The 16,259-nt window shown below is 70.3% G+C and carries 15 protein-coding genes; 5 read left to right on the top strand and 10 right to left on the bottom strand.

Annotated elements, in window-relative coordinates; all coding sequences use genetic code 11:
- Nucleotides 1-21: 21 nt before the first annotated feature.
- Nucleotides 22-3,009, bottom strand: coding sequence for a UPF0182 family membrane protein (locus tag OG289_RS33190; protein ID WP_327320880.1), 2,988 nt, complete (start codon nt 3,007-3,009; stop codon nt 22-24).
- A gap of 163 nt (nt 3,010-3,172) precedes the next feature.
- On the opposite strand from OG289_RS33190, the gene OG289_RS33185 reads away from it, so the two are divergent.
- Nucleotides 3,173-3,715 (top strand): PPA1309 family protein, encoded by a 543-nt coding sequence (locus OG289_RS33185; protein WP_327317726.1) that lies wholly within the window; start codon nt 3,173-3,175, stop codon nt 3,713-3,715.
- A 35-nt stretch (nt 3,716-3,750) separates the two neighbouring features.
- Here OG289_RS33185 and OG289_RS33180 read toward each other — a convergent pair whose 3' ends face one another.
- The 4 genes from OG289_RS33180 to OG289_RS33165 all read right to left on the bottom strand — a co-directional run bounded on the left by OG289_RS33180 (nt 3,751) and on the right by OG289_RS33165 (nt 7,087).
- Nucleotides 3,751-4,845 (bottom strand): YlbL family protein, encoded by a 1,095-nt coding sequence (locus tag OG289_RS33180; RefSeq protein WP_327317725.1) that lies wholly within the window; start codon nt 4,843-4,845, stop codon nt 3,751-3,753.
- Nucleotides 4,846-4,899: 54 nt separating this feature from the next.
- Nucleotides 4,900-5,064 (bottom strand): hypothetical protein, encoded by a 165-nt coding sequence (locus OG289_RS33175; protein WP_327317724.1) that lies wholly within the window; start codon nt 5,062-5,064, stop codon nt 4,900-4,902.
- 150 nt (nt 5,065-5,214) lie between these two features.
- On the bottom strand, nt 5,215-5,676 hold the full coding sequence (locus tag OG289_RS33170; protein WP_327317723.1) for a molybdenum cofactor biosynthesis protein MoaE: 462 nt from the start codon (nt 5,674-5,676) through the stop codon (nt 5,215-5,217).
- A gap of 301 nt (nt 5,677-5,977) precedes the next feature.
- Nucleotides 5,978-7,087 (bottom strand): SDR family oxidoreductase, encoded by a 1,110-nt coding sequence (locus tag OG289_RS33165; protein ID WP_327317722.1) that lies wholly within the window; start codon nt 7,085-7,087, stop codon nt 5,978-5,980.
- Nucleotides 7,088-7,278: 191 nt separating this feature from the next.
- Here OG289_RS33165 and OG289_RS33160 point away from each other — a divergent pair, with 191 nt between their 5' ends.
- A complete protein-coding gene (locus OG289_RS33160; protein ID WP_327317721.1) occupies nt 7,279-8,742 on the top strand; it encodes a zinc-dependent metalloprotease in 1,464 nt (487 codons plus the stop codon).
- On the top strand, nt 8,739-9,254 hold the full coding sequence (locus OG289_RS33155) for an NUDIX hydrolase (RefSeq protein ID WP_327317720.1): 516 nt from the start codon (nt 8,739-8,741) through the stop codon (nt 9,252-9,254). Before OG289_RS33160 ends, OG289_RS33155 begins: the two co-directional genes overlap by 4 nt.
- Before the next feature lie 61 nt (nt 9,255-9,315).
- On the opposite strand, the gene OG289_RS33150 is transcribed toward OG289_RS33155, so the two are convergent.
- From OG289_RS33150 to OG289_RS33135, 4 genes are all read right to left on the bottom strand, one after another.
- The gene (locus OG289_RS33150) at nt 9,316-10,071 is read right to left on the bottom strand and encodes an AIM24 family protein (protein WP_079659795.1); all 756 of its coding nucleotides are present in this window, start codon (nt 10,069-10,071) and stop codon (nt 9,316-9,318) included.
- Between the two features lie 18 nt (nt 10,072-10,089).
- Nucleotides 10,090-10,770, bottom strand: coding sequence for an AIM24 family protein (locus tag OG289_RS33145; protein WP_079659796.1), 681 nt, complete (start codon nt 10,768-10,770; stop codon nt 10,090-10,092).
- Nucleotides 10,771-10,781: 11 nt separating this feature from the next.
- Nucleotides 10,782-12,443, bottom strand: a complete 1,662-nt coding sequence (locus OG289_RS33140; RefSeq protein ID WP_327317719.1) for a TerD family protein — start codon at nt 12,441-12,443, stop codon at nt 10,782-10,784.
- A gap of 144 nt (nt 12,444-12,587) precedes the next feature.
- Entirely contained in the window at nt 12,588-13,184 is a 597-nt protein-coding gene (locus OG289_RS33135; protein WP_327317718.1) for a M48 metallopeptidase family protein, read from the bottom strand.
- 241 nt (nt 13,185-13,425) lie between these two features.
- On the opposite strand from OG289_RS33135, the gene OG289_RS33130 reads away from it, so the two are divergent.
- Together OG289_RS33130 and OG289_RS33125 are read left to right on the top strand one after the other, a co-directional pair.
- Nucleotides 13,426-14,640 (top strand): TOMM precursor leader peptide-binding protein, encoded by a 1,215-nt coding sequence (locus tag OG289_RS33130; protein WP_327317717.1) that lies wholly within the window; start codon nt 13,426-13,428, stop codon nt 14,638-14,640.
- The gene (locus OG289_RS33125) at nt 14,633-16,012 is read left to right on the top strand and encodes an ABC1 kinase family protein (protein ID WP_327317716.1); all 1,380 of its coding nucleotides are present in this window, start codon (nt 14,633-14,635) and stop codon (nt 16,010-16,012) included. The genes OG289_RS33130 and OG289_RS33125 overlap by 8 nt, the downstream gene beginning before the upstream one ends.
- Nucleotides 16,013-16,033: 21 nt before the next feature.
- On the opposite strand, the gene OG289_RS33120 is transcribed toward OG289_RS33125, so the two are convergent.
- Nucleotides 16,034-16,246: a hypothetical protein gene (locus OG289_RS33120; RefSeq protein ID WP_327317715.1), complete on the bottom strand. Its 213-nt coding sequence runs from the start codon at nt 16,244-16,246 to the stop codon at nt 16,034-16,036.
- Nucleotides 16,247-16,259 lie beyond the last annotated feature (13 nt).

Raw genomic sequence — 16,259 nt, 5'->3', positions numbered from 1 at the left:
CACGACGCGGGGCGGGCATGATCAGCCGCTACTCGGACTCGGGCTCGGGCTCGGGCTGGAACTGGCCTTACTGCCGGAGCTGGTTCCAGAGCCGCCGCTCGGGCTCGCCGAACCGCTCGGGCTCGGGGTGCTGCTCGCCTTGGCGCCCTTGTCGGCCTCGGCCTGCGCGTCCTCGGCCCGCTTCAGCGCGGCCTCGAGATCCTTCTGCGCCTTGGCGTACGCGTCCCAGTCGGGCTTCTTCAGCGCCTCCTGGCCGGCGTCGAAGGCCTTCTGGGCGTCGGCCAGCGCCTGGCGGACCGTCGGGTTGCTGGACGTCGGCGGTGGGGTGGTGCCGGTGCCCTCGTCCGTCGGCGGCGGGGTCGTACTCTCCGCGCCGAAGACCTTGTTGAGGGCCTCGTCCAGGGTGTCCTCGAAGGCGGTGTTGCCGCCGTAGGTCACCAACACCTTCTTCAGCAGCGGGTACTTGAGCCCGCCACCGCGTACGTAGACGGGCTCCACGTACAGCAGGCCGCCGTCCAGTGGCACCGTCAGCAGGTTGCCGTACTCGATGTCGGAGTCGCCGCCCTTCAGGAGTCTGATGGACTCGGCGATGTCCTGTTCGGAGTTGAACTGGCTCTGGACCTGTTTGGGTCCGTCCACGGTCGTACTCGTCGGCAGTTTCAGGACTCTGATCTTGCCGTAGTCGGGGGTACCCGCCTCGGAGTCGACCGCCATGAACGCGCTGAGGTTGTCCCGGCCGTTGGGCGTGAACGTCGTCGTCAGCGAGAACGCCTGAGCCTTCTGGTCGGGCATCTTCATGCTCAGGTAGTACGGAGGCACCGCGTCACCCGACTTGTTGGACGGGTCGTCCGGCACCTGCCACACCTCGCTGCCGCTGAGGAACGTCGTCGCGTCCTTTACGTGGTAGCGGGTGAGCAACTCGCGCTGGACCTTGAACAGGTCCTGCGGGTACCGGAGATGGGCCATCAGCGCGTCCGAGATGGACGACTTGGACTTCACCGTGCCGGGGAAAGCCTTCATCCAGGTCTTCAGGACCGGGTCCTGGGTGTCCCACTGGTAGAGCTTGACGTCGCCCGTGTACGCGTCGACGGTCGCCTTCACCGAGTTGCGGATGTAGTTGACCTGGTTCTGCTGGGCCACCACCGCGCGGTTGTCGTTGGTCGCCGTCAGCGAGTCGGCCGTGGTGTCCCCGAGGGTCGTACGGGAGGCGTACGGGTAGCCGTTCGTCGTCGTGTACGCGTCGACGATCCACTGGATCTTGCCGTCGACCACGGCCGGGTAGGCGTCACCGTCGATGGTCAGCCACGGGGCGACCGCTTCGACGCGCTCCTTGGGCGTGCGGTTGTACAGAATCCGCGAACCGTCGCCGATGGCACCGGAGTACAGGATCTGCGGCTCGCCGAACGCCACCGCGTACGCGGCCCGGTTGACCGGGTTGGAGAGGTTGACCCCGCTCTTGCCGGTGTAACTGGTGGTCTTCTCACCCGCGTCGTCGGAGTAGTCGATCTCCTTCTGGGGACCGCCGACGATCGAGTACGTGGTCGTCTTCTCCCCGTAGTACACCCGCTGCTCGTACGTGCCGAGCTCGCCCTCGGAGGGCAGGTTGGACTCGGTGAAGACGGGGCGGCCTTCGGCGTCGGAGGTGGTGCCCTTGGCGGCGACCACGCCGTAACCGTGGGTGTAGCGGAAGTGGTTGTTGATCCAGTTCTGCTTGTCCACGCCCGCGAGGTTCAGCTCGCGCAGACCGATGACGGTGTCCTCATCGGTGCCCTTCACGTTGTAGCGGTCCACGTCCAGGTTGGTCGGGAACGCGTAGTACTTCCGCATCTGTTGGAGCTGCTGGTACGTCGGGGAGACGATGTTCGGGTCCAGGACACGGATGCTCGCGGTGGCGTCGACGTCGTCGCGCAGCGTCGTCTTGTCCTTGGTGGTGCTGGTGCCCGAGTACTCGGTGACCTGCGCGCCGTCGATGCCGTACGCCTCACGTGTCGCCTTGAGGTTCTTCTCGACGTACGGGGCTTCCTTGGCCTGCTCGTTCGGCTGGACCTGGAACTTCTGGACGATCGCCGGGTACAGCCCGCCGATGAGGATCGCCGAGAGCACCATCAGGCCGAAGCCGATCACGGGCAGCTGCCAGGTGCGCCGCCACAGGGTGGCGAAGAACAGCAAGGCGCAGATGACGGCGATGCAGAACAGGATCGTCTTGGCCGGCAGGTAGGCGTTGGCGTCGACGTACCTCAGGCCCGTCCAGTTGTCCGTCGCCTTGAAGTCGCTGGACTTCACCGCCAGGCCGTAGCGGTCGAGCCAGTAGGCGACCGCCTTCAACGTGACGAAGATGCCCAGCAGCACGGACAGATGTCCGGTGGCCGCGGCGGTGGCGCGCGCGCCCGGGCTGGTGACGCGCAGCCCGCCGTACAGGTAGTGGGTGAGCGCGGCGGCGATCAGGGAGAGGATCGTGGCGGCGAAGCCGAAGCCGAGCAGGAACCGGTACCAGGGCAGGTCGAAGGCGAAGAAGGAGACGTCGAGGTGGAACTGCGGGTCCTTCTGGCCGAAGGACACACCGTTGACCCACATCAGCCACGTCCGCCACTGGCCTGCCGCGGAGGCGCCGGCGATGAGGCCGACCAGGGCGGTGATGCCGAGCAGCAGCCATGTCTTGTACGGTGCGATGCCCATGCGGTAGCGGTCCAGGCTCTGCTGCTCGACCGACATCGCGCTCAGCGGCGGCCGCAGCCGGTGGGCAAGCCAGATGTTGAAGCCGACCGCGAGGGCCATCAGCAGGCCGAAGACGAAGAACAGCCCGATCTTGGTCCACAGCATGGCGGTGAAGACCGACGAGTACTTCACGGAGCGGTACCAGAGCCAGTCCGTCCAGAACCCCGCGAACATGGTGAACGCCATGCCGAGTACGGCAAGGACGCCCAGCGTCATGAGCAGGGTGCGGACGCGCCGGGACGGGCGGCCCACTCTGATCCGCGGCCCTGTGGGGCCTCCGCCGCGGTCCGGCATCTGGAAAGCCAAGGTGCGCACCTCGAAAGTCGCGTTGATCCGTCAGGCCCGCGTGTTCGTGGACCGTTCGTGGCCCCCCGTGATCGTGGGCCCACACCTATGCAACTTACTCACCGTTTACTCGGTTCCCGATTCCGGCCAGGAACGAGAGAGGATTGTGACCATGTCCAACACTCCCATGGCGGCGAGCCCGCTCACCCGGGCCGTACTTGAGATCGACGAGTACGCCTCCGGCCTCGGCTGGGACCAGCCCGCCCGCCTTTTCGCCCTCGTAGACACCGCTCGGCTGCGAGCCCAGGAACCCTCGCTCGCCGCCCAGCTCGGCCTTCAGGACGAGCCCGAGACCACCGGTCTCACCCCGATCGAGCAGGACGAAGTGCCAACGGACAAGCCGCTCGACGAGTTCCTCGCCACGATCGCGTGGCCCGACGCCGTGGTCGGCTGCGCCCTCACCGTGGAGCGCCTGATGCTGCCCCCGTCCGCCGAGGCCCAGGTCCCGCAGGGCCTGAGCGGGGCGAAGCTCACGAAGTGGGTCGCGGACCATCCCGACCGCCAGGAGGTCCGGATGACGGTCGGCGTCCTGCGCGACGGCACCCGCGACTCGGCCCTGCGCCTGCGCGAGAAGGACGCCCCGACGGAGGTCCTCACGGGCGCGGGCCTGGTGCCGGGCTTGGCGGAGGCGCTGTCGGCGACCTTCGCGGAGTAGCTCCCGGCTTCGCGGAGCAGCTCCCGGCTACTCGGCTACTTCGTCGTGCACTTGGGCAGGTCGGCGGTGTCGCCGCTGCGGATGTCCTTGAGGGCGGTGAGGGCGTCGTCGATGGTGTTCACCTTGACGAGCCTGAGCCCCGAGGGGGTGTCCTTGGCGGCGGCCGCGCAGTTGTCCGCGGGCGTCAGGAAGTACTGGGCGCCCTGACTGCGCGCGCCGACGGTCTTCATCTCGATGCCGCCGATCGGCCCGACCTTGCCGGCGTCGTCGATGGTCCCGGTGCCGGCGACGAACTTGCCGCCGGTGAGGTTGCCCGGGGTGAGCTTGTCGTAGATGCCGAGCGCGAACATCAGACCGGCGCTGGGCCCGCCGACGTCGGCGAGCTTGATGTCGATGGTGAACGGGAAGGTGTGGTCCGTCCCGGCCGAGATCCCGACGATGGCCCGCTTCGTGCCGGTGTCGTCGGAGGTCGCGGTGGTGATGGTGACGTCCTGGGTCTTGGTCGCCGCCTTGTTCGCCTTCTCGGCGGCCGCCTGCTCCTTCGCCGGGACGATCCGGAAGACGACCTTCTCCCCCGGCTTGTGCTTGGTCACCAGCTTCGCCACGTCACCCGGCTCCTTCACCGCGGTGCCGTCCACGGCCTTGATCACGTCACCGGCGTGCAGCCTGCCCTCCGCCGGGGACCCCTTCACGACGGTCGAGACGATCACCCAGGACGTCACCGGGATGTCCAGCTCCTTCAGGGCGGCGACCTTGGCGCTCTCCTGGGACTGGCTGAACTCCTCCGCGTTCTCCTGGGTGGACTGCTCCTCGGTCTTGCCGTCCGGGTACAGCGTGTCGTGCGGCACGACCTTGTTGTCGTGCGCGAGCCATCCGTAGACGGCCTCGACGAGGTTCATGCGGTAGTCGGCGCTGGTGACGCGCACGGTGGTCATGTTCAGGTGGCCGCTGGTCGCGTAGGTCTTGCGCCCGGCGATCTGCAGCACCGGCTCGCCGCCGTGGTCGCCGAGCGTGTTCACCGTCGGCCCCGGGGACATCTCCGCGTACGGCACGGGGATGAGTACTCCCGCGCACAGGAGCGCGATCAGCATCAGGGTGGAGGCGAGCATCGTCGCGGTGCGGCGTGGCATGCCTCGACAGTACGGGACGCTTCTGTCAGCGCACCGTCAGGGCTGCCACCCGGGTCACGTACGCGAGTGGGGCTTCTCCATGGCCGCGCGGAAGCGGGCGTATCCGTCCAGCTCAGGGCCGTCGCCGCGGGACTTCCGGGTCCGGTTGGCCCAACTGCCCCACAGACCGGCGCCGATCGCGGCGACAAGCGGAATCAGCAACCAGGCGAGCGCCGCCATGTCGACCTCCCAACCCCAACAAGCCACCGCAACTGACTGATCAGCAGATTAACCCTCTGCACGGACAACGCTCACGGCAGGGGGCCGGTTACGCAACCGGACGGGTGGTCGCGGGGCGTGGCGGGCGGGTCGTCGCAGGGCGCGACGGGCTCAGCAGGCCCCGACCCACTCCTCGGTGCCATCGGAAAACTTCTGGTGCTTCCAGATGGGCACCTCGTGCTTGAGGTCGTCGATCAGCTTCCTGCAGGCCTCGAAGGCCTCCCCGCGGTGCGGACACGACACGGCGACGACGACGGCGAGATCACCGACCCGGAGGTCCCCGATCCGGTGCACCGCGGCCAGCGCCCGCACCGGGTACTCGGCGACGACCTTCTCCGCGATCCGCCGCATCTCCGCCTCGGCGCCGGGATGGCAGGAGTACCCGAGCGCGTCGACGTCGGCGCCCCCGTCGTGGTTGCGCACGGTGCCCACGAACAGCGCCGTCCCACCGGCCGCGTCGTCCCCGACGGCCTTGAAGACCTCGTCCAGGGAGAGCGCCATGTCACGAACGGCGATCAGCTTGATGGGATCCTGCGCTGCCTGCTCGCCGGGATGGTCGTTGGTGGCTGCCATACCCCCATCGTGCCGCACGCCGGGAGGCACGCGAAATGGCGTGATCACCCGGCACACGCGCGTACCGCTTGGGAGCGACGTACAGATTCAGCCCGTCCGGCGTTTGAGGACGAGGCCCTCAGAGGCCGAAGTGGGTCCCTGAGGGCGTCAGCCCCAGGGGCGGGAACCGGTAGGGGCGAGCACCAGTAGGGGCGGGAACCGCTAGAGGCGGGAACCGGTAGAGGCGGGAACCGGTAGAGGCGGGAACCGGTAGAGGCCGGGGGGGCGAAAAACAGGTCGCCCAACCCCACGCCCCCCACACTCACCGACGCCGAGCCTTGCGGGCCCGCCGCACCACAGCCGCCGCACCCAGGAGAGCGACCGTCGCCCCCGCCGCGCCCGCGGCCGTCGCGTCCTTCCGCCCCAGCCGCCGGCCGACAACCGTGTGCCGCCCGGCCACCTCCTCCAGCAGCTCCGCGAGAACCTCCTCGTTGGTCCACTGCGGCCGCCACCCGGCGTCGTGCAGCCGGCTCCCGCTCACCACCCAGGGGTACATCGTGTACGCCAGGTCGCCCGCCGGAGACGGCGTCAGACCGATCCGGTGCAGCCGGGCGGCGGCGCCCAGCGCGACCGCCGACGGCAGCTCCATCCGCCGGATCCCGCTGAGCTCCTCGACCTCCTCCTGCTCCAGCCACCCGTCGCAGCCGACGGCCAGTTCCCCGTCGATCTTCTCCAGGACGGCGTACTCCAGAGCGCTCACCAGGTCCTCGACGTGGCAGAACTGCCAGGCCGGCCGCGATCCGGTGACGACCAGCAACCGCGGTGACTCGAAGTACCGCGTCAGCGCGGTGTCCGTACCCCCGACCAGCACCGCGGGCCGCACCACGGTCACGTTGAGCCCCGGATGCGCCCGGGGCGCGCGCCGGGCGAGCCGTTCGATTTCCAGGAGGTCGCCGACGCCGGTCGCCTCCGCCGTCGCCCGCAGCTCCGCGTCCTCCGAGAGCGGCAGCTCGTTGTCCTCCAGCGCTCCGTAGACCATCGCGGAGGTGCACAGCACGACGCGGTGCACCCCGGCCGCCGCGGCGGCCGTCAGCACGGTCTGGGTACCTCGCACGTTGTAGGCCGTCCGGGCGGCGGCGTCACTCCCCAGGTCGAGGTCGAGCGCGAGGTGGACGACGACGTCCGCCCCGCGCAGCTTCTCGGCGATCGCCGGGTCCCGAACATCGAGGATGTTCCACTGCGCCGCGTCGCACTCGCCCCGCCGCTCATCGATGGCGACGACCTGCTTGACCTCCTCGGACGCGGCGAGCCGCTCGGTGAGCAGCGCGCCGACGCCGGTCGCGGCGCCGGTCACGGCGACTACGGGCCCGCGCCCGCCGCCCGGGGTTGAGTGGTTTCGCGCTGCGCGAACCTGCGGATCTGGGGAACTCACCAGGTGTCTCCAGCGGTTGTCTTGGCATACGGGCGCGAGTGACGCGTACGTACCAGTGGCATCCATCCTGCCGCAGGCCAGGAGTCGGCGAAGCACCGAGGCCCGATCGAGCCGGGGTGTCTACGCTGGGTGGTGTTGCAGGGCAGTCGCCGCCGGCCGATAACCGGTGGCCTTACCAGCCGAGGAACCCCGTGAGTGACACCCCATTCGGATTCGGCCTTCCGCCGGAGGAGCCGGAAGACGGCGACGAGGGCAAGAAGAAGGACCCGCAGGGCGGCGGTGGTCAGGGACCGGCCAACCCGTTCGGTTTCGGCGGGCTGCCCGGCGCCGGAGGCTTTGGCGGCCCCGGCGCGGACAATCCCCTCGCCGCGATGTTCGGCTCGCTGAACCCCAACGACCTGGGCGCCGCGTTCCAGCAGCTGGGCCAGATGCTCTCCTACGAGGGCGGCCCGGTGAACTGGGACATGGCCAAGGAGATCGCCCGCCAGACGGTCTCCCAGGGCACCTCCGACGGCGTGAAGGACGCGAGCGTCGGCCCCTCCGAGCGCACCGCGGTCCAGGAGGCCGTCCGCCTGGCCGACCTGTGGCTGGACGACGCGACGTCCCTGCCGTCCGGCGCCGGTTCGGCGGTGGCGTGGTCCCGCGCGGAGTGGGTCGAGGCGACCCTGCCCGCGTGGAAGGAGCTCGTCGACCCGGTCGCCGAGCGCGTCGGCGCGGCGATGGGCGATGTCCTGCCGGAGGAGATGCAGGCCATGGCCGGCCCGCTGATCGGCATGATGCGCTCCATGGGCGGCGCGATGTTCGGCTCGCAGATCGGCCAGGCCGTGGGCGTGCTCGCGGGCGAGGTCGTCGGCTCGACCGACATCGGTCTGCCGCTGGGACCGGCCGGGCGCGCGGCGCTGCTGCCGGTGAACATCGAGGCGTTCGGCAAGGACCTGGGCGTGGCGAAGGACGAGGTGCGGCTCTACCTCGCGCTGCGCGAGGCCGCCCACCAGCGTCTGTTCGCGCATGTGCCGTGGCTGCGCTCGCACCTGTTCGGCGCGGTCGAGGGCTACGCGCGCGGGATCAAGGTCGACACGGCCAAGCTGGAGGACGTGGTCGGTCAGTTCGACCCGCAGAACCCCGAGCAGCTGCAGGACGCGCTCCAGCAGGGCATGTTCCAGCCGGAGGACACCCCCGAGCAGAAGGCCGCCCTGGCCCGTCTGGAGACGGCCCTGGCGCTCGTCGAGGGCTGGGTGGACGCAGTGGTGCACGCGGCCGCGAAGCCGCGCCTGACGTCCGCGGACGCCCTGCGCGAGACGCTGCGCCGCCGCCGCGCCACGGGCGGTCCGGCGGAGCAGACGTTCGCGACGCTGATCGGCCTGGAACTGCGCCCGCGCCGCCTGCGCGACGCCTCCCGCCTGTGGGCCTCGCTGACGGACGCGCGCGGGGTCGACGGCCGTGACGCCCTGTGGGCCCACCCGGACATGCTGCCCACGGCCTCCGACCTGGACGACCCGGACGGCTTCGTGCACCGCGAGCACATGGACTTCTCCGAGCTGGACAAGATGCTCGGCGAGGCGGCGAGCGGCGGTTTCGACGAGAAGCCGAACCTGAAGAAGGACGACGGCGAGAACGACTCCGAGAACGACTCCAGGGGCGACGACACCGAGTGAGCCTGTACGACGACGCGGTCCTCGTCCTGAAGGGGTACGAGGGCCAGGAAGAGCTGCGCCAGACCTATCTGGACCATCTCGGGGCGCATCCCGACGGCATGTGGAAGGCATGCGGGGACGGACACATCACGGCGAGCGCGCTGGTGATCGACCCGGAGCACGGGCGGGTGCTGCTCACGCTCCACAAGAAGCTGCGCATGTGGCTTCAGACGGGCGGCCACTGCGAGCCGGTCGACGAGACACTGTCGGCCGCCGCCCTGCGGGAGGGGACCGAGGAGTCGGGCGTCCCGGGACTGACCCTGCTGCCCGGCGGCCCGGTACGCCTGGACCGGCATCTCACGCCGTGCGCCTGGCACTACGACGTCCAGTACGCGGCGCTCGCTCCGGCCGGGGCCGTGGAGGCCATCAGCGAGGAGTCGCTCGACCTGCGCTGGTTCTCGTACGCCGAGGTGGCGGGAGTCGCCGACGAGTCGGTCGTACGGCTGCTGGAAGCGACCCGCACGCGGCTGTGAGCCGGAACGGGTAAGGGGCGACCTTCCAGGTGGCCGCCCCTTACGTCTGCTTTCCGGACGGTCAGCTCCAGACGTTGCCCTGGTTCTGTCCGCGCGCCCCGTGCTGCCCCATGCCGTACTGGGCGGCCAGACCGGAGCCGATCGCCGCGTTCTGCGGCGGCAGCAGCTCGCTGGGCTGGACGAGCGCGTAGCCGGTGCCCATGAAGCTGAGCTCCCAGCCCTCACCGGTGTTGCCACGCCGGCGCCACACCCCGGAGGAGTGCGTCTGGGCCTGCATCTGCACCCGCAGCCCGGTGGACCAGGCGACGATCGCGTCGGCGTCGCAGTTGACGTACTTGTCGGGCGTGACCTGCATCATCAGGGGTGCACCCGAGGTCATCAGGGCGACCCTGCCGCGGCCGGTGATGTTGAGCTGGTACTTCCCGGAGCCGGAGATGCCGTACTGACTGTCGACGGCGATGACGTCGTAGTGCAGCGAGGAGTCCATGGCCAGCACGTAGCTGCCGTCGACGGTCAGCCCGTCCTGCTCCACATCCATGAGGTGGACGTGCTGGGCGAGGTTGGCGAGGTAGACCGTGCCCTGCCCGTGGCAGCGCATCAGGTCCAGGCCCTCGCCCGTGTACGCACGCGCGCGTCCCTGCTGGTTGCTCTGGTACTCGGCGTCGAACTCCATCAGGCCCTGGTAGGCGACCATCGTGCCCTTCCGGGCGAGGATGTCGTCGTGGCCCTCCAGAGTGACCCGGAGCATCTGCTTGTTCTGCAGACTCCAGCGTTCCTGGGTCTGCGAGTCGTTGTGCGCGAAAAGTGGGCTCTGCATGGCGTTTCTGGCTCCCCCTCAGCCCCGGACCCGAAGGCGGTCCGTGCTGTCCTCGCTGGGCTGGACGACGACGATGCCCTGGCCGGAGAAGGCCATCTGGTAGGCCTCGCCGCTGCCCCGGCCGATGAGCGACTGCGCCTTGAAGCTGCGCTTGCCCTTCACCTTGAGGTTCGGCGACCAGGCGACGAGCGCGTCGGGGTCGACGTAGGTCTCGTCCTCGCCGCCGCCGCAGTCGACGACGATCGGCTTGCCCCGGGAGGTCAGCGCGACCCAGCCCTGCCCGGAGATCTTGGTGTTCCACAGGCCCTGCCCGGCGAACTTCGCGAGCCCCTTGACGCGTTCGACGCCCCACGTGAGATGCGCGTCGAAGGCGAGCAGGTTGGTGGCGTTGACGGAGATGCCGTCGCCGTTGAGGTTGATGACGACGACGTTCGCCCCGTAGTCGGCGAGATAGAGCAGGCCGTCGCCGGTGCACTTCATCAGGGGCGCGCCCTCGCCGGTCATCCAGTCGCGCGCGATCTGGCGCACGGCCGGCGGGTTGGGCTCGTACTGGACGAAGCCTTCGTAGGCGACCATCGAGCCCACGCGCGCGAAGAGGTCGTTCCCGGTCTGCATGGCGACCTTCAGCATGTGGTTGCCGTGGTTCTCCATGCGCGCGGTGACGGGTGCGGGGGCATAGCCCGCGAGCGGCTGATTCATGACGGGCTCCCTCAGACCTCGTACGGCTGGACGACGATGAAGTTGCCGGGAGCGCCCCGGAACTGGAGGTTGACGCTCTCACCGGTGTCGCCGGGGTAGGCGTTGCGGCGCATCCGTACCTGGCTGGAGACGACCACCTGGGAAGCGGACGACCAGGCGACGACGGCGTTGCAGTCGGCGAACGTGGTGGGGGTGACCGGCAGGACGACGGGCGTGCCGTGCGTCTTCACGACGATCGTGCCTGTGCCCGTGAACTGCATGGTGAACAGGGCTCCGCCGGGGATGCCGTGCCCTTCGATGCGACGGACCTCGTACTGGAGGCTCTCGTCGAAGGCGAGGACGTTCTCCGCGGAGACGCAGATGCCGTCGCCCTGGAGTTCGATGGGGTGCAGCATCGTGGAGTTCTCGGCGAGAAAGACTTGTCCCTGGCCGGTACAGCGCATCAGCTGCATCTCCTGGCCGGTCGCGTTGCCCACGATCCGGCCGGCGAACCCGGCGCCCTTGTAGCTGAAGTCGACCTTGCCCTGGTAGAGGACCATGCTGCCCTGCCGGGCGAGCACGGGCTGGCCGCCGACGCCGAGGTCGACGCGGACCAGCTTCTTGTTCTGCTGCGTCCAGCGCTGTCCGGTGGGCGTCTCCTTGAACTGCTGGAGCGCGGCGGCCACACCGGCGCCGCCCTGGGGCGCGCCCTGCGGGACGCCGTACGCCTGTTGGCCCGGGACCTGCCCGAACGGCGGCTGCTGCCCGTAGCCGGGCGGCGGGGTCGGCTGTCCATAACCGGGCGGTGCCTGCGGCGCCTGGGGCTGCTGACCGTAGCCGGGGGGCATGGGCACGGCCGGCGCGGGGGGCTGACCGTACGGCTGCTGCTGGGGCGGCTGACCGTAGGGAGCCGGGGCCGGGGCGGGCGGCGGGACCTGGCCGCCGCCGGGCGGGGCCAGCGGCGCGACGATGGTCGGCGCGACGTGCACCGAGGGCGCGGGGGCCGGGGCGGGCGGCGGGGTCGCACCGGGCGGGGGCGCGAACCCCTGCGCGGGTTGCGGCTGCGGTGCCGGGGCGGGCGCGGACGGTGCGCCGAACGCGGGCGGAGCGAAGCCGGGAGCGGCGGCACCGGCCTGCGGCTGCTGCGGCGCCGCGGGCGCCTCCTCCTCGGCGACCTCGCCGCCGAAGTTCTTCAGCAGCGCGTCCAGGCCGCCGTCGAAGCCCTGCCCGACGGCCGCGAACCGCCACACGTCCTTCAGGTAGAAGTCGCCCAGCATCACGGCCCGCTCGGTGGTGAACTCCGAGCCGTTGAACGCGTAGCGGGCCACTTCCTCGCCGCCCGCGACGATGCGGAGATGGCCGGGGCCGATCTGCGACATCTGCCCGGCGCCGTCGAGGGTCGCCGTGAAGGACAGCTTCCGGATCTGCGGCGGGATCCGGTCCAAAGTGATGCGGAAGGACTCCGTGTCGCCCGCCTGGGCACCCAGGAGCTGGATGGACTCCTCGGGGGACTTCGGCTGGTTGAAGAAGACGAAGTACCGGTCGTCCGAAAGTCGCTCGTCGGCGTCGAGGCCGAAGCAGCTGATGTCGAAGGTCAGACCGGGACCGGCGATCTGCACGCCTACGTACAGATCGGTGCCCGCGGTGAGGTCACTGATCCTGGCCTTGTGGCCGCGCTGGAATTCCCTGGGCATGCGTAACGACCGTCCCCCATCCCGATTGCGAGTGCGTCGCGACAGGCTAACGTCAAAGTCTGACAACGCACGATGTCGGTACAGACCCGGTACACAACCCGCGTCGCGTGATGTCCGACGGGTTCACTCCGCGCGCGCCGCAGGTCACTCCCCGCGTGCGCCGGGCGGGTGGGGCAGCCGTTCGGCCGCGACGACGCCCTCCAGATAGCCACGGGCACGCTCGGTGCGCGGGTACGCCTCCAACAGCCGCCAGAAATCCGGGCCGTGGCCTGGCACGAGCAGATGCGCGAGCTCGTGGGCGAGGACGTAGTCGATGACGTACTCGGGCATGCCCTTGAGGCGGTGCGACAGGCGGATACTGCCCTCGGCCGGTGTGCAGGAGCCCCAACGGGTGTTCTGGTTGGTCACCCAACGGACCGAGGCGGGCCGGGCCCGGCCGCCGAAGCACTGGGCCGACAGCCGCTCGGCGCGCTCGGCCAACTCGGCGTCGCCGGGCACCCGTCGGCTCTCCTGGGCGGCGAGTTTGTCGAGCATGACGCTCACCCAGCGTTGCTCCTCGGCCTCGGACATCCGGGCAGGGATGAGCACGATGGTGCGATCGCCCTCGCGGTACGCGGAGACCGTCCGACGTCGACGGGCGCTCCTGCGGACCTCGATTGCGCTCACCCCCGAGCCGCTCGGCGGCTGGCTCGTCGGCTTCCGCTGTGGCATTCCGGCGCGGTGCAGTGGGTCGGCGGGCACGCCCCGACGTTACCCGCTGCACACGGGGGAAGTCCCGACCCCGGGACGGTTCGGTTCCGATCTCGTCCGCCGCGTTTGCCTCGTACGACGGATTTGTACGATGAATGCCCCTGCCTGTGGACAACTTTCGGCACGCTCCGGCGGGTCCGGGCATGCTGGCACTCGTCGGCGGAGCGAGGACGACCCCACGCCCCCGTTCCGCCGACGTGACGGGGAGTTTCCAGGCATACGGGGGCCTTTGATGCATCCGATGGTGAAACCCGCGCTGCGGCGCGGCTGGCGTGACCTCAACACGGTGCAGTTCGGAATGACTCCGGCGCACGCGCTGACGCTCGGCCCGGTGGACACGGCCACGGGCAGCTTCCTCGACCTGCTGGACGGAACGCGCGGGCTCGCGCTGCTGCGCGAGGAGGGCCGCCGCATGGACCTGCCCGACGGTCACGTCGACCGGCTGGTGGAGCGGCTGGCACGGGCGGGACTGCTCGACGACGCGCGCGGCGGCGGGCCGGAAGCCACTGCCCTGCGGCAGAAGAAGGAGGTCCTGGACCGGCTGCGCCCCGACCTCGCCGCGCTGTCCCTCGTCACCTCGGAACCGGGAGACGCGGTCGAGCATCTGACGGCCCGACGCCGGCTGAGGGTCCAGGTGCGCGGCGCGGGCCGGGTCGGCGCGGTGCTGGCGGCGCTGCTGTCGGGTGCGGGGATCGGCGAGGTGGACGTGCGTGACGGAGGCCGGGTGGAACCGGAGGACGTCGCGCCGGGCGGCCTGCCCGCCGAGGCGGTCGGCGAGCGTCGGGACGAGGCCGCCCGCCGCGCCGTGCGCCGGGCCGCCCCTGACCGCGCGCCCCGCAGAAGCTCGAGTTCACCGGCCGAGGCGGACACGCCCGGCTTCTCCCTGGTGATCCTCGCCCCACGGGACGACGTGTCCGTGCACGCACCCGCTGCCTCGGCGGCGGAGCCCCTCATCGCCTCGGGCACACCGCACCTCTATGCAGGGGTCGTGGAGGCAACGGGCGTCGTCGGACCGCTCGTGCTGCCGGGTGAGACGGGTTGCGCCGGTTGTCTGCAGCAGGCGCGCACCGACCGGGACCCGGCCTGGCCACGGCTGGTCGCCCAGTGGCACTCCGGGAGGAAACGCGCGGCGCTCGCCTGCGATCTGACGCTGGCCACGACGGTCGCCGGGCTGGCGGCAGCCCACGCGCTCACCTTCCTGGACGGCCGGACCCCGTCGAGCGCGGGGGCCCGCTGGGAGGCCTCCGTCCCCGCCCTCCAGTGGCACGCGCGTCCGGTATGGCCCCACTCCGCCTGCTCGTGCGCAGCCGCGGAGAAAGGTAAGCGGGAACACACCTCCGGAGACGAGGGATCGCACGCGACAATGGCAGAGCATCGACATTCGAAGGAGTTACGCCGTACGACGGACGCGGCGCGGCTTTCTGGGACCTGGAGGGCGCATGTCTGATCTTCCCCGGAAGGCGGTCACCCGGACCGCCAAGCTCGCCGCGCTCCCGCTCGGCTTCGCCGGACGGGCGACCTGGGGTCTGGGCAAGCGGATCGTGGGCGAGTCCGCGGAGATCGTCGGCCGCGAGCTGCAGCAGCGCACCGCCGAACAGCTCTTCAAGGTGCTGGGCGAGCTGAAGGGGGGCGCGATGAAGTTCGGGCAGGCCCTGTCCGTCTTCGAGTCGGCCCTCCCCGAGGAGGTCGCCGGCCCCTACCGCGCGGCCCTCACCAAACTCCAGGACGCGGCGCCACCGATGCCGACCCGCACGGTGCACTCCGTGCTCGCGGACCGCCTCGGCGAGGACTGGCCCGAGCTGTTCCTGGAGTTCGACGACAAGCCGGCCGCGGCGGCCTCGATCGGCCAGGTGCACCGAGGGGTGTGGCACGACGGCCGGGAGGTCGCGGTCAAGGTCCAGTACCCCGGGGCCGGTGAGGCCCTGCTGTCCGACCTGAACCAACTCAGTCGCTTCGCCCGCCTGTTGGGCCCGCTCATCCCGGGGATGGACGTCAAGCCGCTGATCTCCGAGCTCCGGGACCGGGTCTCCGAGGAACTCGACTACAGCCTGGAGGCGCAGGCCCAGCAGGCCCATGCGGAGGAGTTCGCCGACGATCCCGACGTGGTGGTCCCGGCGGTGGTCCACCAGTGCGACCAGGTGCTGATCACCGAGTGGATCGACGGCGTGCCCATGTCCGAGGTGATCTCCGACGGCACCCCTGAGCAGCGCAGCCGCGCCGGTCAGCTGTTGTCCTGTTTCCTCTTCTCCGGTCCGGCCCGCACCGGCCTGCTCCACGCCGACCCGCACCCCGGCAACTTCCGCCTCCTGCCCGGCGGCCCGGACGGCGAGGACGACTGGCGGCTCGGCGTCCTGGACTTCGGCACGGTGGATCGGCTCCCGGGCGGCCTGCCGGACACGATCGGCCGCTCCCTGCGCATGACCCTGGACGGTGAGGCGGAGTCGGTCTACGAACTCCTGTGCACGGAGGGCTTCGTCAAGGACTCCATCGACCTGGATCCCGACGCGGTCCTCGACTACCTCCTGCCGATCATCGAGCCGGCCGGGGTGGAGGAGTTCACCTTCACCCGCGGCTGGATGCGCAGTCAGGCGGCCCGGATCGCCGACCCCCGCTCCCCCGCCCATCAGCTGGGCAAGCAGCTCAACCTTCCGCCGGCCTATCTGCTGATACACCGGGTGACACTCAGCACGATCGGCGTGCTGTGCCAGCTCGGCGCGACGGTGCGGCTGCGTGAGGAACTGGAGGAGTGGCTGCCCGGGTTCCTCCCGGAGGAAGTCCTGGAGGCCTTGGACGCGGAGGGGGCGGTGGCGGAGGCATAAGGCGGGCCCCTGTGACGTACCTCACCACCAGTCGGAGTCCAGTCGTCCTTCGATCGCCCTGAGGTTCTCGCGGGCGCAGGCCTCGCAGAAGTAGCGCCGGACGCCGTTCTCCACGGAACAGGTCCAGGTGACGGGCGGGGGTTCCTCGGCCCGGGTACCGCAGCGGGCGCACACCAGGGGACGGGGCTCCTTCGGGGAACCGCCTCGGTCACTGTCTCCGGGAAGACTCGTCACCTTCGGGACGATA

The organism is Streptomyces sp. NBC_01235 (genome assembly GCF_035989285.1).
Taxonomy (GTDB): Bacteria; Actinomycetota; Actinomycetes; order Streptomycetales; family Streptomycetaceae; genus Streptomyces.
Note: the sequence above shows the minus strand (reverse complement) of the source record. Positions and strands in the feature narration are given on the sequence as shown.